21 protein-coding genes and 1 pseudogene are annotated in these 19,056 nt (G+C 59.7%); 9 read left to right on the forward strand and 13 right to left on the reverse strand.

Features of this window, described 5'->3' with window-relative positions:
* Positions 1–98: 98 nt before the first annotated feature.
* On the reverse strand, positions 99–1,757 hold the full coding sequence (ctaD, locus tag EOA28_RS01550; RefSeq protein WP_127249894.1) for a cytochrome c oxidase subunit I: 1,659 nt from the start codon (positions 1,755–1,757) through the stop codon (positions 99–101).
* A 247-nt stretch (positions 1,758–2,004) separates the two neighbouring features.
* On the opposite strand from ctaD, the gene EOA28_RS01555 reads away from it, so the two are divergent.
* Positions 2,005–2,871, forward strand: a complete 867-nt coding sequence (locus EOA28_RS01555) for a DUF2243 domain-containing protein (protein WP_245463170.1) — start codon at positions 2,005–2,007, stop codon at positions 2,869–2,871.
* A gap of 345 nt (positions 2,872–3,216) precedes the next feature.
* Here the strand turns inward: EOA28_RS01555 and EOA28_RS01560 are convergent, their stop codons facing one another.
* Positions 3,217–4,029 (reverse strand): MBL fold metallo-hydrolase, encoded by an 813-nt coding sequence (locus EOA28_RS01560; protein WP_245463171.1) that lies wholly within the window; start codon positions 4,027–4,029, stop codon positions 3,217–3,219.
* Between EOA28_RS01560 and EOA28_RS01565 the strand changes: the two are divergent.
* The 4 genes and pseudogenes from EOA28_RS01565 to EOA28_RS01585 all read left to right on the forward strand — a co-directional run.
* Positions 3,969–4,513, forward strand: a pseudogene (locus tag EOA28_RS01565) (NADH-quinone oxidoreductase subunit D); the annotation flags it as partial. The gene EOA28_RS01560 and the pseudogene EOA28_RS01565 overlap by 61 nt on opposite strands.
* A gap of 1,062 nt (positions 4,514–5,575) precedes the next feature.
* The gene (locus EOA28_RS01575; protein ID WP_127249892.1) at positions 5,576–6,439 is read left to right on the forward strand and encodes an SIR2 family protein; all 864 of its coding nucleotides are present in this window, start codon (positions 5,576–5,578) and stop codon (positions 6,437–6,439) included.
* A gap of 245 nt (positions 6,440–6,684) precedes the next feature.
* Complete coding sequence (locus tag EOA28_RS01580) at positions 6,685–7,971, forward strand: SDR family oxidoreductase (protein ID WP_126079514.1); 1,287 nt, start codon at positions 6,685–6,687, stop codon at positions 7,969–7,971.
* Entirely contained in the window at positions 7,971–8,447 is a 477-nt protein-coding gene (locus EOA28_RS01585) for a DUF2269 family protein (protein ID WP_126079513.1), read from the forward strand. The genes EOA28_RS01580 and EOA28_RS01585 overlap by 1 nt, the downstream gene beginning before the upstream one ends.
* 145 nt (positions 8,448–8,592) lie before the next feature.
* On the opposite strand, the gene EOA28_RS01590 is transcribed toward EOA28_RS01585, so the two are convergent.
* The 4 genes from EOA28_RS01590 to EOA28_RS01625 all read right to left on the reverse strand — a co-directional run bounded on the left by EOA28_RS01590 (position 8,593) and on the right by EOA28_RS01625 (position 13,717).
* The gene (locus tag EOA28_RS01590) at positions 8,593–9,555 is read right to left on the reverse strand and encodes a manganese catalase family protein (RefSeq protein ID WP_126079512.1); all 963 of its coding nucleotides are present in this window, start codon (positions 9,553–9,555) and stop codon (positions 8,593–8,595) included.
* A gap of 245 nt (positions 9,556–9,800) precedes the next feature.
* Positions 9,801–10,643: an exodeoxyribonuclease III gene (gene xth, locus EOA28_RS01595; protein WP_127249891.1), complete on the reverse strand. Its 843-nt coding sequence runs from the start codon at positions 10,641–10,643 to the stop codon at positions 9,801–9,803.
* A 304-nt stretch (positions 10,644–10,947) separates the two neighbouring features.
* Positions 10,948–12,048, reverse strand: a complete 1,101-nt coding sequence (locus EOA28_RS01605) for an NAD(P)/FAD-dependent oxidoreductase (RefSeq protein ID WP_245501450.1) — start codon at positions 12,046–12,048, stop codon at positions 10,948–10,950.
* Between the two features lie 1,327 nt (positions 12,049–13,375).
* Positions 13,376–13,717 carry a hypothetical protein gene (locus EOA28_RS01625; RefSeq protein ID WP_245463173.1) on the reverse strand — a complete coding sequence of 114 codons (342 nt, stop codon included), beginning with the start codon at positions 13,715–13,717 and terminating at the stop codon, positions 13,376–13,378.
* Between the two features lie 126 nt (positions 13,718–13,843).
* Here EOA28_RS01625 and EOA28_RS38595 point away from each other — a divergent pair, with 126 nt between their 5' ends.
* Positions 13,844–13,996: a hypothetical protein gene (locus EOA28_RS38595; protein WP_189341885.1), complete on the forward strand. Its 153-nt coding sequence runs from the start codon at positions 13,844–13,846 to the stop codon at positions 13,994–13,996.
* 69 nt (positions 13,997–14,065) lie between these two features.
* Here the strand turns inward: EOA28_RS38595 and EOA28_RS01630 are convergent, their stop codons facing one another.
* From EOA28_RS01630 to EOA28_RS01660, 6 genes are all read right to left on the reverse strand, one after another.
* Positions 14,066–14,248: a hypothetical protein gene (locus EOA28_RS01630; protein ID WP_127386115.1), complete on the reverse strand. Its 183-nt coding sequence runs from the start codon at positions 14,246–14,248 to the stop codon at positions 14,066–14,068.
* Positions 14,245–14,460, reverse strand: a complete 216-nt coding sequence (locus EOA28_RS01635) for a hypothetical protein (RefSeq protein ID WP_127386116.1) — start codon at positions 14,458–14,460, stop codon at positions 14,245–14,247. Before EOA28_RS01635 ends, EOA28_RS01630 begins: the two co-directional genes overlap by 4 nt.
* A gap of 757 nt (positions 14,461–15,217) precedes the next feature.
* Positions 15,218–15,505, reverse strand: coding sequence for a hypothetical protein (locus EOA28_RS01645; protein WP_126079507.1), 288 nt, complete (start codon positions 15,503–15,505; stop codon positions 15,218–15,220).
* Between the two features lie 148 nt (positions 15,506–15,653).
* The gene (locus EOA28_RS01650) at positions 15,654–15,896 is read right to left on the reverse strand and encodes a hypothetical protein (protein WP_126079506.1); all 243 of its coding nucleotides are present in this window, start codon (positions 15,894–15,896) and stop codon (positions 15,654–15,656) included.
* Between the two features lie 51 nt (positions 15,897–15,947).
* A complete protein-coding gene (locus EOA28_RS01655; RefSeq protein ID WP_127249888.1) occupies positions 15,948–16,142 on the reverse strand; it encodes a hypothetical protein in 195 nt (64 codons plus the stop codon).
* Positions 16,143–16,256: 114 nt separating this feature from the next.
* On the reverse strand, positions 16,257–16,559 hold the full coding sequence (locus EOA28_RS01660; protein WP_127249887.1) for a hypothetical protein: 303 nt from the start codon (positions 16,557–16,559) through the stop codon (positions 16,257–16,259).
* A gap of 322 nt (positions 16,560–16,881) precedes the next feature.
* Here EOA28_RS01660 and EOA28_RS01665 point away from each other — a divergent pair, with 322 nt between their 5' ends.
* The 3 genes from EOA28_RS01665 (at position 16,882) to EOA28_RS01675 (ending at position 18,232) form a co-directional block, all read left to right on the forward strand.
* Positions 16,882–17,190, forward strand: coding sequence for a hypothetical protein (locus tag EOA28_RS01665; RefSeq protein ID WP_126079503.1), 309 nt, complete (start codon positions 16,882–16,884; stop codon positions 17,188–17,190).
* Between the two features lie 395 nt (positions 17,191–17,585).
* The gene (locus EOA28_RS41075) at positions 17,586–17,876 is read left to right on the forward strand and encodes a hypothetical protein (protein ID WP_189341886.1); all 291 of its coding nucleotides are present in this window, start codon (positions 17,586–17,588) and stop codon (positions 17,874–17,876) included.
* A 224-nt stretch (positions 17,877–18,100) separates the two neighbouring features.
* Entirely contained in the window at positions 18,101–18,232 is a 132-nt protein-coding gene (locus tag EOA28_RS01675; RefSeq protein WP_127249886.1) for a DUF768 domain-containing protein, read from the forward strand.
* A 509-nt stretch (positions 18,233–18,741) separates the two neighbouring features.
* On the opposite strand, the gene EOA28_RS01680 is transcribed toward EOA28_RS01675, so the two are convergent.
* Positions 18,742–18,963 (reverse strand): hypothetical protein, encoded by a 222-nt coding sequence (locus EOA28_RS01680; RefSeq protein ID WP_127249885.1) that lies wholly within the window; start codon positions 18,961–18,963, stop codon positions 18,742–18,744.
* Positions 18,964–19,056 lie beyond the last annotated feature (93 nt).

The raw sequence follows: 19,056 nt of genomic DNA on the forward strand, positions 1-19,056 counted from the left end.
GGTGCGGGCTAAACCAGCCCTGCCTTCAGTGGGATTTGCTCAAGATCATCTTCTGCAGCGAGTGCCGTGGCGTCCTCAGGCTTCGAAAAAGGCGCCGGTTATTTGATCACCGGCAGGCTATCCCACTGATGGAACGGAGGGGGTGAGGGCAGCATCCATTCCAACGTTGTGGCTCCTGGACCCCAAGGATTGCTGCCAACTTGGCGTCTCCTGGAGAAAGCTTCTATCACACAGGCCAGGAAGAAGAGCACGCTCGCGCCAGAGATGTACGAGCCGTAAGAGGACACCATGTTCCAGCCGGCAAATGCGTCAGGGTAGTCGATGTAGCGCCGTGGCATCCCTGCTAGGCCGAGGAAGTGATGCGGGAAGAACACCAGATTGACGCCAACGAACGTTGTCCAAAAATGTACCCCGGCAAGAACGGAGTTATACATATATCCGGTCATCTTGGGGAACCAGTAGTACCATCCTGCGAAGATACCGAAGAGCGCGCCGAGCGATAGGATGTAATGGAAATGGGCGACAACGAAGTAGGTGTCGTGCAGCTCGCGATCGAGCCCCGCATTGGCCAGCTGGACGCCGGTTACGCCACCAATCGTGAAAAGGAAGATGAAGCCGAGAGCCCAGAGCATCGGCGTCTGTAAGCGTATTGATCCGCCCCACATGGTGGCGATCCAGGAGAAGACCTTGATGCCCGTCGGAACGGCGATTACCATCGTGGCAAAGGTGAAGTAGCGCTGGGTATCGAGGCCGATCCCGCTCGTGTACATATGGTGCGCCCACACGACAAAGCCGATCGCACCTATGGCGACGATTGCATAAACCATCCCCAAATACCCGAAGATCGGCTTGCGGGAAAAAGTAGAGATGACCTGGCTGACGATGCCAAAGGCCGGAAGGATCATGATGTAGACTTCCGGGTGGCCGAAGAACCAGAAGAGATGTTGGTAGAGGATTAGGTCCCCGCCTTGGTCCGGCACGAAGAAGGCGGTGCCGAAATTGCGATCGGTCAGCAGCATCGTCAGCGCGCCGGCCAACACTGGTAGAGCGAGTAGCAGCAGGAAGCCGGTAATCAAAACCGACCAGGCAAACAGGGGCATCTTGTGCAGCGTCATGCCAGGAGCGCGCATATTGAAAATCGTGGTGATGAAGTTGATGGCGCCTAGAATCGAGGACGCGCCAGCGATGTGCAGGGCCAATATAACAAGGTCGACGGCAGGCCCCGGGTGCCCCGACGTTGACAGGGTCGGGTAGAGAAACCAGCCGGTTCCAGCGCCGAAGCCGCCAGGCACACTGGGCATGAAAATGGAGAACAGGAGCAGGAGGAAGGCCGGTGGAAGAAGCCAGAACGAAACGTTGTTCATCCGCGGGAACGCCATATCGGGCGCGCCGATCATCAACGGGATCATCCAGTTTCCGAAGCCCCCGATCAGCCCTGGCATGACGGCGAAAAAGATCATGATCAGCGCATGGGCAGTGGTGAACACGTTGTAGAGTTGCTTGGCGCCGTCGATCGCCGAATCGCCCTGATAACCGTAGATGAATGAAGCCAAGCCTGGGAAAATCTGAATTCCGGGCTCCTGTAGCTCCATTCGCATCGCCACCGATAGGAGCATTCCAACGATGCCCGCGATGATCGCAAAGACAAGATACATCGTTCCGATGTCTTTGTGATTGGTCGAGAACAGCCAGCGCGCGGCTCCGGTGGGATGGCGGACTCCAGAATGAAGTTCTGCACTTGTCTCGGTGGGGGACATGGCAACTCTCGATCTTCAGCCGGATGACTGGCAGCGAGTTGTGCACGCGCCAGGCGCACCGAACCGGGCAATCGGAGCATTGTTCCCGGCTGACGGAAGGTAAATTTTTCGGCCGCTGGAACAACCGAACGAACGGTCTGTTCGGTTCCGACTGGAGCGACGCCTATGTTGGAGATGTTTGCAGCCCTACTGGTGCTTTTGGCCATCGCCGGGGGATTGATTTTCGTGTTCTGGCTGGAGGCCCGTCATGGCCTTCATGGCCCTGCTGAGAAGGGACCATATGTGCCGATCCGCGGCACGGACGTGCGAGGACCTGATGTCAGTCCATGATGCCGTTAATCGCTCGCGTCATGATGTGAATCGCCAAGCGCTTTGCGGTTGGCTGCTGGTCGGCTTCGCGCTGGCGGGTTTTTTCGATGGCATTGTGCTGCACCAGATCTTGCAGTGGCATCACTTGCTTTCAGCCTTCTCCCCCGGATCCGACCTGCGGTTCCAGGTAATGAGCGACGGCCTTTTTCATCTGGTGATGTACCTGTTGCTTGTATTGGCCACCATCTTGCTGGTGGCGGCTCGAGCAACGAATTCACGCGTCGTCACGACGAGTGAGATTCTGCGGCTTTCGCTGGTCGGGTTTGGCATGTGGCACGTTGCCGACGCGGTTGTATTCCACTGGCTGCTCGGGCTGCATCGGATTAAGATGAATAGTGATGCTCCGCTTGCCTGGGACATCGGGTGGCTCGTTATCTTTGGCCTCTTGCCTTTGCTGCTCGCCTGGGCATTCCCGAGCCGGAGCGGAGCAGCCAGTGGAGGCATGGGCGCCGCCTTGATGAGCATTGTCTTACTGTCAGGGCTGGCGGCAGCGGTGGGACCAAGCTTCACTCGGAACTCCGAAGTGATAGTAGTATTCCAGAACGGGATGAACCCGGCTTCCATGATGCAGGCGATTCTCAGAGCGGGTACGAGCACAAGATGGAACAGCTCTGACGGATCTATATGGGTCGTTGGGCCGGTCTCATGGGGAGGACTCTTCAGTCTGCATGCCAACGGGGCCCTTGTCGTCAGCACATCGCCGTTGGTCGGCGGCTGCTTGGCCTGGTCAAGTTTCAAGGTCTGAACGGGGTGGAGGGCCAAGGTCCGCTACTTCAATTCGCAAGGAAAGCGAATGATCAGCGTCTAGGGTTCTTCATCTCGCTTGCCTTGAGCCGATCCATGACTGTACGCAAGTGGTCGGGTAGCCATCCCTCCGAGCGAAAAACCGGGAGCGCGCGCAAGTGGCGCCGCCATCGTTTGTGAATTGCTGTCTCACAACGCTTGCAACCTGTTCCGAGCGCTTGCTTCGCTGCATGGTATTCCGGCAAAACCTGATCCCTGAGATGCGCAGAACCCGGCGGTCTCTGAAAGGTTCCTCGGCTGTGTTCGGGCTTTTGGAGGGCAACCCTGAGTATCAATGCTGGTTTCGTCAGCCAGTCCTGTGCGGCATCTGGTAGGCGCGGCCGTTTCTAACCGTCGCTGGCTTGCGGACATATTTCGAACCTGCGGGCACCGCGAATTGGTCGAACCGCTTCGCGAGCCGATCGAGACCCTGGCGCATTCCCGCGCCAGCCGCCGCGCCTCCATGGCCACTGATCACCAGTTCCGGTTTCAAAGCGGCCAGTTCGCGGACCGAGCCCTCGGCGGCTTCCCAGTCGGGCGTGAAATAGCGTGGCGGGCCGTGCATTTCGAGCTGCTGCACGGCGACTTCGTAGGCCGATTCCTGGCCTGTTGTTATGAAGGCGTCGCCGGCAATCAGTGCACGGTCGGCTTCGCGCCACAGTGAGATGTGACCTGGGGCGTGCCCGGGCGTGTGCAGCCACTGCCAACCCGGCATGCCTGGCACCGACGCACCCTTAGGCAAGGGTCTAAGCCGGGTATCGAGATCGATCGGGCCACACGGGAAAAGTGGCGAAAGCAACGCCATCAGGCCGCCACCAACCCAAGGATCGGGTGGAGGATAGGATGCGGTCCCGTCCAGGTATGGATGCTCATCCGGGTGGGCATAGACCGGCACGTCCCACATCTTGGCCAATTCCAGCACGGTGCCGACATGATCGAAATGGCCATGCGTCAGAATGATCGCAGACGGTGGTCTGGGCCGAAACGTGACTGCGCAACGCTGACGATGCTGCTCCTCGACGTTGGCAATCCCGTATTTCTCTGAAAGGATGCCTGGGATGGGGCTTCTCAGGCGTGATGGTGCGCGGCTCGGGCGCAGCGTGGGATTTGCGCAAAGCACAACCCTATGAATGCTACTCCGAAATGAACTTCGACATTCCGGTGGGCAAGAACGGCGACTGCTACGACCGGTATCTCGTGCGCATGGAAGAGATGCGCCAGTCGGCGAAATAATGCGCCAGTGTATCGAACTGCTGGTGAAGGAGGGGCCTGGCCCCATCTCCAATCCGGACCGAAAGATCGTGCCGCCCAAGCGTGCTGCGATGAAGCGTTCGATGGAAGCGCTGATCCATCATTGCAAACTCTTCACGGAAGGTTTTCGCGTGCCCGCGGGGGAGGTCTATGCAGCGGTCGAAGGACCCAAAGGCGAGTTCGGGGTCTATCTGGTGGCGGACGGCACCAACAAGCCTTACCGCTGCAAGCTGCGAGCGCCGAGCTTCGCGCACCTGCAGGCGATGGATCTGCTGTGCCGCGGTCACTTGCTTGCCGACGTTACGGCTGTCCTGGGATCTATCGATATCGTGCTGGGAGATGTCGATAGATAGTCTCCAGTCCGACAGGGCGAGGCCAATCGCGGCCTCTCCCTGAGCTGGTAAGATCACCAGCATGGCACCCTGTGAAATTTCCCGCTTGAACGTTGTTCGTTTGCTTGGCTCCTTGCCCAAACAGGCTGCTCTATACCGAGGGGGTTCGGAAGCGGCCGTCGACGATCTAGTTGTCCTAACACTCCAGGCTGCGATTGCGGAGAAAGCAACCCGCCCCGCCAGAATTAGCGTTAGATGGCTGCACAGGATCCATGTTGCGACATCTCAATTGAGTGAAGCGCTCACGAGTGTTCTGGGCTTCATTAGGTAAGCCAGGCGATGCCAGTTGGCGCCATGGCTTGGCAAGTTTCGGCGTATGCGTGCTTCCGAAGTGGACTGACCGGCTCTTAACAAGCTCGCGGGCCTGTTTCGGCAAGGCCGGGCAATCAAACAAGATCGTCGACTGGAACAATGTCTCTCGGCCGTTGTTCGGTCGCGTTGCAGTGGAGAGCTGCCAGCTATGAGCTTGCGGCAGACAAACAGAATTTCGCGGCCCAAGCCCAGATGGCGAACCGGGATCATGTTTGTTGTGTGTGCAGCCCGATTCTCTAGCAGCCCCGGACGCCAAGCCTATGCGAGGACGTCATGCGCCCCCGTATGAATATATTTAATTGCGGAAGTGACAGCGCTGACAACGATGTCCGACATGCAAATCGCATTTCGACAAGCGATGTAGACCAACTCGCCTATTTCGCCGCAGTGAACGGCATCACAGAGCAACAGGCGCGGGACCTGATTCAAAGGCATGGGGACAACCTTGCCGTGCTCGTCAAGGAAGCTCGGAAGCTCCGAGAGCTAGGATGATAAAGCGCATTACCGCCGATCGCCAATTACAGCACCGGAACAAGCGATGAGCGGCGTCGGGGGAAGCTCTCGCGTGGCCGCTTGGCAGATAAACTTGTATCGAACGAGAAGAGGGATGATGGCAGGACATGATTGCGGAGCATGCGCAGGGTGTCGACGCCGCTGCTGCGGCGGCCACCGATTCGGTGATGGGCAGCGCTCGTCTCTCCTCGGTCTGCAATGACCAGCGATCCTCTTGTGCCGCTCGCAAAATCCGTTCGAGAACGGGACGCCGTCCTGTTCGTCGGGGCGGGCGTCTCCATGAGTGTCGGACTGCCTTCCTGGGAGGAACTGATCCAGCGAATGGCGGATGAGCTTGGCCTTGAGGTGGACCTTGGCAGGCAGCGTGATCGCTTTCAGACCCTTGCCGAGTATTACCGCATCAAGCATGGCAGCATCGGACCGCTTCGCAGTTGGATGGACCGGCACTGGACCGTTAGCCGCGACAAGATCGAAACATCCGAATTGCACCGTCTCATCGTCGCGCTGAACTTCCCGGTGATCTATACCACGAACTACGATCGGAACCTCGAAGTTGCCTTTGAGATACATGGCGTCGAATACGTCAAAGTGGCCAATGCGCGGGACGTGTCGAAGGCGCGCAGGGATGTCCCCTACATTGTGAAATTCCACGGCGACTTCGATGACGATTCCTCCCTGGTTCTCACAGAGACTGACTACCTCGACCGGCTGTCATTCGACTCGCCGCTCGACGTGAGGTTCCGTTCGGACGCCTTGGGCAGCACGGTCTTGTTCATTGGCTACAGCCTTTCCGACCTGAACATCCGGTTGCTCCTGCACCGGCTCTGGCAAACTTGGAGCCGATCGGGCTACGAGGCGGATCGGCCTCCCTCCTTCATTTTCATGGCGCACCGTGATCCGGTCGAGGAGGCGGTGCTGGCGCGTTGGGGCATCACAGTGGTCACGGGCGACGACGATGATCCTGAAAAAGGGCTACTCGGTTTCCTCTCTCGCCTTGCTGCCCTCGTCGAGGCGAACCCAAGCGACCCACCGACGCTGGAGTCAGGAGGCGAACTACCCTGACCGGTTCACAGTGGCCCACCCGCCGAGTGGAACAGCTTGTCGCGTTCGCAAGTTCGGGTGCGCTGGTTCAGCGTACGAAACCCTACGTTCTGATTGCTTTTGCGTACGGACAGGCCCCAGGTTGGAAAGGCGAAGTTGAAGGATTGAGAAAGTGCGGTTCGCGAAGTGGCGATCGCCGCGCCGCCTGAGATCCGGGAGAATGCGACGTGGTCGAGACGGGAGAGAGCGCGATGGATCAAGCAAGGATGATCGTTCTGATCACTGGCGCTTCAGGTCTGATTGGCTCGACATTGTGCGCGCGCCTTGCGGCGGAGGGGCACGAAGTCGTCCGGGCTGTCCGTGGCCGCACACCAAATGGCCTTTTTCAGGGGCGGAGCGTCGTCATCGATATGGCGAGGGCATTGGAGGCGGAAGACTGGCTCCCCCACCTTCGTGGGGTCGACGCTGTCGTGAACTGCGCGGGCGTGCTTCAGGACAGTGCTCGGGAGAATACGCGCAACGTTCATGCTACCGGCGCCTCGGCTCTCTTTGCTGCCTGCGAACGCGCAGGCGTGCGAAGGGTTATCCATTTCTCTGCAGTCGGTGTCGACCGGGAACAGCCTTCAGCTTTCTCGGCCAGCAAGCTGGCTGGGGACCATGCGTTGATGGAGCGTGATCTCAACTGGTTGATCCTGCGGCCCTCGGTGGTGCTCGGTCGGCCCGCCTTCGGCGCAAGCGCCCTTTTTCGAGGCCTCGCGGCCCTGCCGCTGGCTCCAGCAATGCCCGGCACGGGGCTTCTGCAGGTGGTCCAACTTGACGATGTGGTCTCCACTGTTTCGATCCTGCTCGGTAGGCAAGGCCCGTTCCGCCTGACGCTCGAACTGGCAGGACCCGAGGCACTGACGATGAGCGAAGTCGTCGCCCGGTACCGCCAATGGTTTGGGTGGGGCAGAGCGAAGGAGTTTGTCCTGCCCGGATGGATGGCCGCAACGCTTTACCGGCTCGGCGACGTGGCGGGCCTCCTCGGCTGGCGGCCTCCAATACGCACCAACGCCGCCAAGGAAATCGCGCGCGGTGCGACCGGCGCTTTGGAGCCGTGGAAGCTTGCAACCGGGCTCCAGCCGTCCAGTCTCGCGTCCGCCTTGGCCGCCAGCCCTCCCACCGTGCAAGAGCGCTGGTTTGCCAGGCTCTACTTCGTGAAGCCGGCAATCTTCGTGGTTCTGCCGTTCTTCTGGATCGCGACCGGTATCATCTCCCTCACCACCGGTTGGCGCAGCGGAGTGGAGCTTCTGCTCAACACCGCCTTCGAGCCCTTGGCCGGCCCGGCTGTTGTCGCAGGCGCGTTGGCCGATATGGTCGTCGGCGCGATGATCGCATGGCGTCCGGCCAGCCGGGTAGGGCTCTGGGGGGCGATCTCGATTTCATCCTTCTATGCGATTGCTGGAACAATTCTTCGCCCGGACCTGTGGAACGAGCCCCTCGGCCCCCTGATGAAAATCCTGCCGATACTCGTCTTGCACTTCTGCGCGCTGGCGATCCTGGAGGAACGCTGATGCTCTACTTTGCGCTGAAATATTTGCACCTCATCGGCGCTGCCGTGCTGCTCGGCACCGGTGCCGGCATTGCGTTCTTCATGCTCCTCGCCCACCGGACCGGCAGCGCCGCCACGATCGCCGCCGTGGCCCGGATCGTCGTCATTGCCGATTTCCTGTTCACCGCCACTGCCGTCATCGCGCAACCGATAACCGGCGCCGCATTGGCCTGGCAGTCTGGCTACTCGCTCCGCGAGGGCTGGATCGTGCTGTCGATCCTGCTCTACGTCGTCACCGGGCTGTTCTGGTTACCGGTGGTGTGGATGCAGATGCGCATGCGGGATCTCGCTGCGCAAGCCGCATCCGCTGGCATCCCGCCGCCCGAGCGCTACAAACAGCTCTTTCGGCTTTGGTTCGCTTTCGGGTTTCCAGCATTCGCATGCGTGGCCGCGATCTATTGGCTCATGATCACACGGCCCGCAATCGAGCTGTTCTGACGAGCTCCCGAACTCTGCGCGATACGGACACGCAACGACAGTGTCTTGCGGCCAGCGAGGGCTGTCTCTCCCGCCTTTGGCATCTCGTGTACCCCGTAAGGACGCACCGGGCCTCGTCAAATTGGCAGGGCCCAATCAGCCCACTTCATCTTTTCTTGCGAGGGGTGGCCTCTGCCCGCGCAGGCGCCTCTTTGATGCTCGCCGCGCCGCCCATGTCGCCATTCTTGGTTCGTCCGGCCCCCGGTCCGGCACCTAGATCCGCGCCCGTGGTCGGAGCGGAGGAGGGGTCAGAAAGCGTGCGCTCGCCCATCTTGGCTACGATCTTCATGTCCTTGGCCGCCAGCTTGACTGTTGCCGTCCCATCGCCATCGTCCGCCGGCATGACTTCCTCAAGGTCGTCCACGCGGTCCCATTCATCGCCCGAGTTCCACGGCCCGTTTATGTCCCCTTCGCCCTGCGACGTGTTGACGTACATGCTGGCAAATCTCTCGATGCCGGGGAGCTTGCCAGTGGGGAAGTTGTTCTCGATCGCGTACAGCGCTTTCTCGAACGATTTCTGATGCGCGATTTCGCGCGTCATGAGGAACCCTAGCGCGTCCTTGACGCCGGGATCATCGGTGATGTTGATCAGCCGCTCATAGACGATCTTGGCCCTTGCCTCCGCCGCAATGTTGGACCGCAGGTCGACGGTGGGCTCGCCGCGGGAATCGATATAGGCGGCAGTCCACGGCACCCCAGCGGAGTCGCACAGCGCAGGTGCGCCGCCGAACAGGATGGACTCCTTGGCCGTCGTGCCGCTGGCGCCAACCATCAAGTAGAGCTCTGCCTCCTTCATCTGCCCTTCGGCAAGCTGTGCTTTCAGGCCTTTGTTGAGCATGGTGACAATCGAGCCGACGACCTCCAGGTGGCTCAATTCCTCGGTTGCGATGTCGAGCAACATGTCTTTGCGGCCGACATCGTCTTCGCCCAGCCCTTGGGTGAAGTAGCGCATGGCGGCGGCAAGCTCGCCATCGGCGCCTCCGAACTGTTCCATGATCATACAGGCGAGACGCGGATTGGGTTCCGAGACACGGACGGTGTACTGCAGTCGCTTGTTGTGCATGAACATGGGGGGCCTCCAGGGTTGAGGCTCCCTAACATCGCGGCGCGGTGATTGTTCCTCGCGGAAATAGAATGGCGGATGGTCACCCGCTCTTGGCTCAGGGCGAAAGAACCTTCTGGTGGAATTTTTGCTTTGATGAGCCTTGAGGGCGATCACGCCGCGCCCGCGGCACGCTCGACTAGCGCGACAATATCGTGCCGGCGATCGGGAGCGCGTCTGACCGGTCAATCGACGCACCTCGGGACGACGGGTCAGTGATCTATCGGCGCGGGCTGAACAAGCACAAAGGTCCAGGCCGGAAGGGGGGGCAAGCGCGGCGGTTTCATCGGTCGACGTCGATCCAGGCGTGCGTGATCGCTGGGCTTTTCCCACCCACGGGTCTCGACATCGACACCTGCAGCTTGGATCGTCTGCGCAAGCGATGGGCTTACAAGCAAGTGATCCATGCGCAGGCCGGAGCTGCGATCGTAGCCGCCGCGACAGGAGAAGTTCCAATAGGTGTATATGCCCTTGCCTGGGTGGATCCGGCGAATCGCATCCACCCAGCCCAGGTCCAGCATGCGAGCGTAGGCGCTCCGGCTTTCCAGGAAGAAGACGGCATCGCCCAACCAGCGCGCAGGCACTACAGCGTCCATCTCGGTGGGGACGACATTGTAGTCGCCACAGAGAACGGCGTGCTCGTCTAGTAGGGATTTGATGTAGGTCAGGAGACGTTCGAACCAGCGGAGCTTGTAATCGAACTTGGGGCCTGGCGCCGGATTGCCATTGGGGAGATAGATGCAGCCGACGACAAGGTCGTCGATCTCCGCCTCTAAATAGCGGCTATGCGTATCATCGGGATCGCCCGGCAAGCCGCGGCGGCGCTCGACCGGGTCCGTTCCACGCGCGAGGATTGCCACGCCATTGTAGGATTTCTGGCCGTGCCAGATCGCGCCGAAGCCGGCATCTCGAATTGCCTCGATCGGAAATTTGTCGTCCGACGTTTTCAGTTCCTGGAGGCAGACCACGTCATAGGCAGTCTCGCCAAGCCACTTCAGCAGCACCGGCAAGCGGCCATTGACGCCATTGACGTTGAACGTCGCGATCCGCGTCATCGCTATATCCCAGGGGTATTTCGAACACCCTCGGCCCCCATTCTCCACAGCCCATCCGCAGGAGCCTGGAGGAAAGCGGTAACGCCGTCGAAACGGCCAGCCAGCTCTTCCTTTACCCTCTCGAATTCTTCCTGCCCGAAAGGCTGCCCTTGGTTGTCCATGCATGGGAGCAGAATTTGAACAAGGTGCATGGCATCAACGGTGGCAGGTACGGTTTCCGCGTTGTGAAACGTCGGTGGCCGCGATGAGGGCGTGACCGAAGGCTGATAGGCATCAAAGCCGGTAATTGACCTGTGGATTATTATCATCCGCCAGGTCGTGGATTTGGGGACTGATGATGCGCTTCTGGCTCTTTCTCGCATCGTGAGCCGGCTCGCTCCGCTAGCATGGCATTGTGGATATGAGTGGATGCCAAAGCCGCCTGACCAAATCCCACCGCTATCTGGTTCAGTGCTTTGGCCACGTCTCCGACGGCGTAGACCCCCTCGATCGAGGTTTGCGCGTGTGGTCCAATGAGAATGTAGCCGTCCTCATCACAGTGCGCGCCAACTTCCATGGCGAGTTCCGATCGAACGTCGCACCCCATGGCGGCATAAAGCACGTCGATCCGCTCCGTCGATCCATCCGCCATGACGAGATCGAGGCCGGAGTTCCGTGGAACAAGATCGTCCACGAAGTCCCGGACCGCAATGCCGGCGGCGCCAGCCTTCGCACGGGTAGACCCTGAAACGTCTTCGGGATAGTTGCATATGATGCAAATGTCCCGACTGTAGTGCCGCAGGTACAGAGCCTCTTTAAGAGCCGAGCGTTCGGGGCCAACAACCGCGATGCGCTGTCCCTGAACCTCATAGGCATCGCAAACAGGACACAGCCGAACAATCCCTGCCGCAATCGCCTTGCGCAGGCCATGCATAGCGGGGGCCCGATCGACGACGCCCGTCGCGAGCACAACGCGGGACGCATGAACATGACCGGTAGTCGTTGCCAGAACGAAAGCACCGGGTCTTGCTGTCAGAGACTTTACGCCCGCCGCGACTATTTCGGTTCCGTATGCCATCGCTTGCGCTCTCAAGCGGGCCAGCAGATCCTTGCCTGAAACGCCATCGGGAAAGCCTGGGCAATTGTGGGTCTTGGGAATGAGTTCCGCCCGTCCGTCGCCGGCGTCGAAGAGCAGCACGGATCGCAAGAAGCGAGACAGATAGACGGCCGCGGCAAGACCGGCAGGACCGCCCCCCACAACAGCGACATCGCAAAAGCGATTGATGCCCGGATTGATCATCGCCGCCGAACAAGCACAGGCCCTTGTTGTTCCGCTAGCGTGCTTGTGCAGCATCCAGTCAAGTTGCTGCTGGCGGGAGGTTAAAAATGGAGCAGTTCGGCGGCGCGGTTGGCGAGCTTGCTGCATGCGCTATTTCACCCAAGGCCGGGGCGAAGACGATCTCGGCCGCAAGAACATGTTGCTCGACGTAACGACCGAAGAGACTCAGCCATCTCGAGGATCCAGGCTCGATTGTCACAATGCTCGACAAGGGCCTGAAACCGGAGCTTCGAGGGCAGATGAAGAAGGCCGAAGTGAACTGGATGGTTGTCGCCAGTGGCACGATGGCGGTAACTCGAGGTGGTTAGTCTGAGCATGACGTCTGGTCGGCGAAACTATCTGGTTCGGTGTGTGGCTTGTCGAATGATCTTAGCGGCTTCGTGGATGGTGATACCGCACCTGCGGGCGTAGTAGGCTGCTTCCGCGATGAGCGCGCTTTCTAAAGGCTTTTCAGCTCTATGTTTGGCCCTAAGCTTTTCCTTCTTCCCCATATCAATCATGTCGCGTTTAGCCGGAGTGGCCGCTGCTAGTGATGCCTCAGCCAAGAGAAGTAGCAGCGGGCCGCTTGGGCAGATTGGAGCCTGCTGCCCACTACCGAACTCCGTCAACGGTCATCTGTTCCAGAAGCAAGCTCGGCGCCAATCGGGACCAGTGAACTGTTGAAAGGTGAAGGGACCTTCTGGTCATGCCTATGCCGGAAGGGAACCCCCTCATTCTGGCGTGAAGTCCAGCTCAGGCGTCAATCGTCGACAGTAGGCGCAAACCAGATCGACGGTAGCTTGCACGTCGTCGAGGCAAAGAACTTCCGGCGGCGTGTGCATGTAGCGCACTGGCACTGAAAGCACGCCGCTCGCGACGCCACCACGAGTCTCTTGAATTGCACGCGCGTCCGTCGGACTGGAACTACCCAAGCTCTGGATTTGGAAAGGTATGTTCTCTTCCTCGGCAGCCGGACCGAAACACCTCGAAGACTGCGGGATTGGTTTTCGCTCTCTGCCGAGGGCGTCACCGGTCGCTAGCTTGTTCACCCCTCTGAAGCCGGCGCTCTAATTCGAACCTTCACGAGAGGGCTTCAGTCGCGGTTCTTCTTTTGATGAAGGAACAAGCGGTAATTCAGCTTGTTGAAAAGAGGTCTGCGATCGTCCCCTCAAGCGACCGCAGATTGGTGGAGACACCGGCCCGCGTCCTTGCCGAGGGGCGCGGGTTCCACTCGAGGACGATTGCCGGAACCAACAGGAGTTGCTCCGGCTCCTCTGCCCTGAACGGAGAACAATCATGCTCAGATTGCTGATAACTCTCGGCGCAGTCTATGCCGCTTTCAAGCTTGGACGCGAGGTCGGGCGTGGAGAGGCTCGAATATTGGCAATGCCCCAGTAGACTACGAGCGCCGGCCGTCAGCACGGAGGTACGAGGATTAGCGTTTAGCCGGTGGGATCGGCAATCCCAGTTTACTGCAGCGCGCCCGCGTCCGGCATTCAAGGCTGGAGCAAGGCGCCACCGTATTGCGACCACAGGCGGTCGCAGCCCCATTTCCTGAGGCTTGGCGTGCCCGGTAACCCGTATGGACCATGGCACCGCGAACATCGTAACCGAGCACCGACGCGTTGGCGACGAACTGGATGGCGTGCCCCACGCTTAAAGCGCTGATCCGCGTTTCAATTTTGCTGGTGAGGTCGACCACGCCGAAGATTTCCACATCTGCCCCTCGGCCGGCCAAAACAGCCGACGAGATCGCATCGTCCAAGGCAAGGAGCATAGCGAAGTCCCCGATAAGCTCTTCCTAACTTGGGCGCGCGCGATTGGTTCCAGGTCCGGCACGGAACGTGGCACGCCACGGAAACCCGGCAGACGGGGCGGAAGGCGCTACTTTCCGACCGGCGTGATGCACAACGAGTGGATGCGGCGGAATCGGGCGACCGGCGGACTTCAAATTGCCGCATTGACGAACTGTCAGGACTTCGGCGCGCGTCGTGACGTCATCCAGGACCTGAAGCGGGAGATCGACGAGCTGCGCCTGAAGCAAGCCCTTCCCTAAAAATTTGTAGGCGCGGCCCGTGCACATGATTGGTCGCTCGGTCCTGGTGGGTCCGAGACCAACCACCTCTCACCCGCTGGCTTCGGCCAGCGGGTTTTTTGCTTCGCCCTCTCGCGGAATGTAAAGGGCCTGTCCAGATGGCACCTTTGCAGCGAACTGGAGAGTGAACAGAAGCCGATTTTGGTCATCCGTTACGTTCATGATCCAGGGGGTCATATGCTCCCAAAAAGACTGCTTGCTGTCGTTGATCATCTCGCCGGCCGCGCGCACTGCTTCCAGGCGCGCGGCATCCAGATCGGGAAGATCGACGCCTTCATCATCGGGGTTGAATTCGCCGTTGTCGACGTGGAAAAATGAAAAGTGGGCATGCCGCTAGCCTTGTTGAACAGCAGAACAACGCTCGCTCCATCGCTTTGTTTCGCAGCGATCGCCTGTGCTCGTTGCAAGGCGAAGCTCACAGCCATTGTTGCTGGACCATCGGGGCCGCCGGTCCTTGTCCGACTGACAGCCCACCCACGGAGATTGCACAGCCCGCTAGCTCCCAGCCAGCGGGCTTTTTGTTGCTGGAACATTCCAGCCAGGCGGCGGTTCGGATAACGGCGACGCATCTTTTGGTTAGGCTGTGCTGGCGTCGCGGTCGGGCTTGCATCACCCGACATAGAGCCCGCATCGTTCCCCTCGATGCGGGCTCATCGCTAAAGCGGAACCTGATAGGCTTATTTCGCTTATAGCCGGATGAGCACGCGAGGGGCTCGATTCATATATCGATGGATGGCTGAACACCTACCGATTTCGGATGATCCGGTGGCATTGAGCGATCTGGCTTGATTGATGAAGGGGGCCGAACGCGGAGGCATTTCACCCAGGGAAATTTAACGAAGAAGTCGATAGCGTTGCCGAGCTGATCTTTGAGGCGATGGAGCACGCCGAGGGCGCATGGCGTAGCAAAATGGAACAACATGCGATCACACCGAGTTCTACAGGCAGTGGTCGGTCCCTCGGGGGTGTTAGCCACGAATTCAGAAAGCCCGTCGCTCACGCTTATTAGCTGCGACGGGCTTTTCGTGAGCGATACCTAAAATTGTTAATGTCGAGGGATCAACGCTGGCGCATAATGCGAGTCTGCCCCGCACTTCATCGGGGTAAGGGCCCGGCCTGTCCGCCCGAAGTCCCCCCGACTCCCCGCAGGCCGGGCATCGTGTGTCTGGGGTGCCAGCTAGTCTAGTTGAGCGTCTTGTCGGCAACGAAGGGTGCCAGGGCTTCGGCAACGCGCTGTAGAAACGGCTCCAGATTGAGCACTACGCCGTTCGGCTCGACAAAGGTATCTTCCTCGTCCTGCTGCTGCGGATGCTCAAGCGTCACGGTAAACGTAGAGTCGGGCATCGCGGCCGATAGAGCAGCCGCCATCTGAGCCCGATAGGCTGCGCTTTCGTAGCGGGCTTCCCGGGGCGGCACTACCAGAAATTCTCTGGCGGACATGGCCGCCTTCATTCGCTCCAGCCATTGCATGATCTCGCCCCCGCGAAATCCCAGGCCTAAAAATCTGGCGGCCGACGCATACTTTGGTTGGGGTCCCGGATTGAAAGCGTCGGGCCGCCGTTTGGGTGGGGCGCGTCTCAATTGACGCAGGTCCAGATTAGGCGCGCTGTTTGCGCCTTTAATTTGGATGCCCTGATATGGTGAACGAGGGCTTACTATCCACAGCCATGCGCAGCAGCCGCGATAAATGCAGGCGGTGCAGAGCTTGCATGTCCTCTAATTGGTGGAGCAATTCGATGGCTAGACGTGTCGGCAGGTTGTCCCGCTCCAGTTGGGCAATGAGTTCGTGTTGACGAAGCAGATGCTGCTCACCCAGCCTCACATGGCCTTTCACCATTTCGATCTCGTCGGCGAGAACCATGAAGAGGAACGCACCTGTCCTTTGCTCGTTCCGCCGGTCCGGCGAGGGCAGCTATTTGAACGCGTATTTGTATACCGCGCGGCCGCTTTCTTCGGTAACGCGAACCCATAGCCGTTCTTCTCTGCGCGCCTGGACCTCTTTCTTGTTACTGAGGGTCGCAGCCTCCCACGGCGACTTGGCGGTGACTGTGTTACGGGAAACCGGCGTCTCGCCGGCCATCTCCTCGACTTGGTAGGTTTCATGCATAGCGCCCCGTTTCGGTCACCGCTCCAACGATGATCGCCAGGCCTTGTTCCGGCTCAGAGGTGCGAGCGCGCGAGCCGACCTAGGCGAACGGCGCTCCACAGGCGACTAAGTTGCCTAGTTAGCGGAGGGTGCCTTCCTCATAGGTGGAACGTGGCTCGTCACCAGCCGCACAGTGTTCGTCTTGACCGTTATCCCGAGATCCTTGCCGCCGACCGTCACCGTGTCCTCGTCGACGCGTGTGACCTCTCCCACAATCTCGATCTGCTGCCCGCTGCTGATGTGAGGCGTGGTGTCCACGATCGAATGTGGTTGATGGTACGACGGGATCAAAACGCTGATCCTGTCCTCTGTCACGCGCTTGCGCACGGTTGCCGTTATGGCGACCTCGTCGCCGACCTTTATGCTGCCCTTGGCCATGCCATTACAATGCCGGAGCGGCAGATAGTTAGCAAGCGCCAGCTAATGGAACAATCCGCCAGCCGCCTTGTTGTGTTTCGCTGCGCAGCTCGTGCCGAGGTCCCAGCGCAGCCGGGGGCCCAGACCCCGGAGCCCGTTCGACCCTCCCCAGGCGAACGGGCTCTTGTGATGGAACGTGCGACTACTGCCATATCAAATGTGGTTGGTGGCGATGCGGCACGGGCGCATAAGTGACCTATCGCCGGTAACGACCTTGTGGACATCGGCGGCTGAGAGACACACCGACCGCGCTCTTGTCTGAACCCAGACCGGGAGCAATTCGTTGGCCGATCCAGTCTCCACTTGCCCAAACCAAACAGCGCTCGACGTCGTACTCATCGCAAGCTCGAAGGAAGCGATCGAGCGGTCGCGCGAATTACTGATTGAGACGAGACCGTTGCTCAATCCCTATAGCGCAGAGCATTGCACCGTGAATTCCGTCTCGATAACCGAGGTTTGTGGGGAATGGCACGTCCTCGTCCAGGAGGACGGGAAAGAAAGCGCCCGCACCTTTGTGAGCGAGCAATATGCTCTGAACTATGCTGAAGGCCAAAGGCTGCGACTGCATCTCGACAAGGTGACGCGGATCTAGTCGCCGGCCGGTTTCTCTTCCACTGACTTGGGATCCAGGTCGCCCAATAGCACCTTAGCTTCGCGAACCAGCGAAGCCCAATCGGACTCGGGGCAGCGCAACATGTTCATTCGCCGTTAGCCCGCCGCTGGTGTGCCCCTTGTCGCGGGCGTCCTGAGTTCTGCTCTTCCTCGGTTCTCGGCGCAGGGGTCCAAGCAGCCTCCAATGTCGCATTTGGTGCCGCCACAGGGGCCACCGCAGCCGCGGCGAACTCAAGCCCTCAGGCCGGCAACGCACTTGGTTATTTTGTGGACTCTCTTTTCCGCCCCACGGATGCAGGCACAGTAGCAAACCCCAATGGCGAGGATAATGGTGCCGCGGTAGGGCAAGCAACACGTATACTCACTGTGAGCGCGGTGAGTGGCCAAGTCTCCGCCGACGACAAAGCCTACCTCGCGCGCCTGGTAGCCGCGCGGACGGGGCTGTCACAGGCTGACGCCACGAAGCGTGTTGATGCGGTCTTGGGGAACATCGAGGACGCGAAAAACAAAGCCAAGGCCGCCGCCGACGAGGCACGCAAGGCGAGCGCAACATCAGCATTGATTGGCGCATTGGCGCTGGTGATTGGAGCGTTCATCGCAAGTGCGGCAGCCGCCCTTGGAGGCCGTCAGCGGGATGATGAAGAAGCTCTCTTCGCGAGACGTTGAGTTCGCGAGCGGGCCACCTGCCCGCTGACCAAGCTCCAGCGGGCTCTTCGTAGCTCGGAACCTAAACCCCAGTAAAAGTGCATTGTTTAGCGACAAAGAAACCCTGATTGTTGAAGTGAGTTTGCTGGTAGCGGTGCCTGTGTCAATCGGCTTGGCCGTTCTTTCGGCCATTCTGTTTTAATGAACGCGCGGCACCGATTTCCTGCATCATGGATTGCCAGTATATGCCCGAGCAAGCGCATCATGACGTCATCTCTGTCGCCGAGATGGTGCAAAACCGGTTCGCCGATGCAAGGTCGCTCCGCATCAACAGCAACGAAATCGAGGAAGATACCGGCGTATCAGGCCGTGCTTGAAGCATCCACCAACAAGGCGGCCGCACAGATTGATGGAGTTTGGGTCAACCTGCCTGGGGATTTGGACCGGCGGAACGATGACGTGAAGGTTTCCGCCCGGTCCGCATCTTCAAGGCATTCCGGAAAGCCTCCGCTCCCACTTCGCAGCCATGTCTCGAAGGGCCGTTGGAGCTGATGACGATCTTAGCCTGCCCGATTGTTAGACCGTATTTCTGGGCAAGCTCAACTGGTTTGTACGTATCGTTCCAGCTCTCGATCGGTTTGGTCATTTGCACTCCCTGGCGATAGGTCTTAGTCGCGCTCAACGTTCGTGGGACGTGGAGGTTCAACGGCAGGAGCGAAGTCCTTGCATTCGGGGAGGAGACGGACGCTGCGCCTCCAAAGAAGCGGCGCGAACGACTTTGTGTCGGGAGGCCTCCGGCTTACGGATACCTGAAGAGATTGCAGGGATGCGATAAGTTCCCCAGTAGCCCGGCCTCTCTGCAACCCAGATTGTAGGAACAGGCCGGCTAGTCAGCCGTCTTAGGCGGGATTTGAAATCGATAGATTATACCGCGCTCGTTGTCTGTCACTCTGACCCATTTCTCGTCGGCGCCGGCTTCCCAATTTTCCGTTACAACAGCGTCGCTGATCACGCGGGCGACGGCCTCTTCAGGCGTCTCCGCAGTAATCTCGCCGCTTGTGGTCGGCAAATCGCCGGCCATCTCTTCGACGAAAAAGCTTTTGGACACGTGGTCCCTCCCTTGTTGGAGCTCGGTGGCTTGTCCCGTCTCCTTGGCATTGGCAACGGGCTTTTTCGCTCATGAAATAATCCGCAACGTCCT

This window comes from Mesorhizobium sp. M2A.F.Ca.ET.067.02.1.1 (assembly GCF_004023285.1).
In the GTDB taxonomy this organism is placed as follows: domain Bacteria; phylum Pseudomonadota; class Alphaproteobacteria; order Rhizobiales; family Rhizobiaceae; genus Mesorhizobium.

Coding starts and splice junctions, on each gene's coding strand:
- EOA28_RS01655 (WP_127249888.1), bottom strand. CDS start 16,142: ATGCATGAAACCTACCAAGTCGAGGAGATGGCCGGCGAGACGCCGGTT.
- EOA28_RS01585 (WP_126079513.1), top strand. CDS start 7,971: ATGCTCTACTTTGCGCTGAAATATTTGCACCTCATCGGCGCTGCCGTG.
- EOA28_RS01590 (WP_126079512.1), bottom strand. CDS start 9,555: ATGTTCATGCACAACAAGCGACTGCAGTACACCGTCCGTGTCTCGGAA.
- EOA28_RS01675 (WP_127249886.1), top strand. CDS start 18,101: ATGCCCGAGCAAGCGCATCATGACGTCATCTCTGTCGCCGAGATGGTG.
- EOA28_RS01645 (WP_126079507.1), bottom strand. CDS start 15,505: ATGCAATGGCTGGAGCGAATGAAGGCGGCCATGTCCGCCAGAGAATTT.
- EOA28_RS01625 (WP_245463173.1), bottom strand. CDS start 13,717: ATGCTCCTTGCCTTGGACGATGCGATCTCGTCGGCTGTTTTGGCCGGC.
- EOA28_RS01630 (WP_127386115.1), bottom strand. CDS start 14,248: ATGATCAACGACAGCAAGCAGTCTTTTTGGGAGCATATGACCCCCTGG.
- EOA28_RS01605 (WP_245501450.1), bottom strand. CDS start 12,048: ATGCAGCAAGCTCGCCAACCGCGCCGCCGAACTGCTCCATTTTTAACC.
- xth (WP_127249891.1), bottom strand. CDS start 10,643: ATGACGCGGATCGCGACGTTCAACGTCAATGGCGTCAATGGCCGCTTG.
- ctaD (WP_127249894.1), bottom strand. CDS start 1,757: ATGTCCCCCACCGAGACAAGTGCAGAACTTCATTCTGGAGTCCGCCAT.
- EOA28_RS38595 (WP_189341885.1), top strand. CDS start 13,844: ATGCACAACGAGTGGATGCGGCGGAATCGGGCGACCGGCGGACTTCAA.
- EOA28_RS01660 (WP_127249887.1), bottom strand. CDS start 16,559: ATGGCCAAGGGCAGCATAAAGGTCGGCGACGAGGTCGCCATAACGGCA.
- EOA28_RS01575 (WP_127249892.1), top strand. CDS start 5,576: ATGACCAGCGATCCTCTTGTGCCGCTCGCAAAATCCGTTCGAGAACGG.
- EOA28_RS01580 (WP_126079514.1), top strand. CDS start 6,685: ATGATCGTTCTGATCACTGGCGCTTCAGGTCTGATTGGCTCGACATTG.
- EOA28_RS01635 (WP_127386116.1), bottom strand. CDS start 14,460: ATGGCTGTGAGCTTCGCCTTGCAACGAGCACAGGCGATCGCTGCGAAA.
- EOA28_RS01555 (WP_245463170.1), top strand. CDS start 2,005: ATGGCCTTCATGGCCCTGCTGAGAAGGGACCATATGTGCCGATCCGCG.
- EOA28_RS01650 (WP_126079506.1), bottom strand. CDS start 15,896: ATGGTTCTCGCCGACGAGATCGAAATGGTGAAAGGCCATGTGAGGCTG.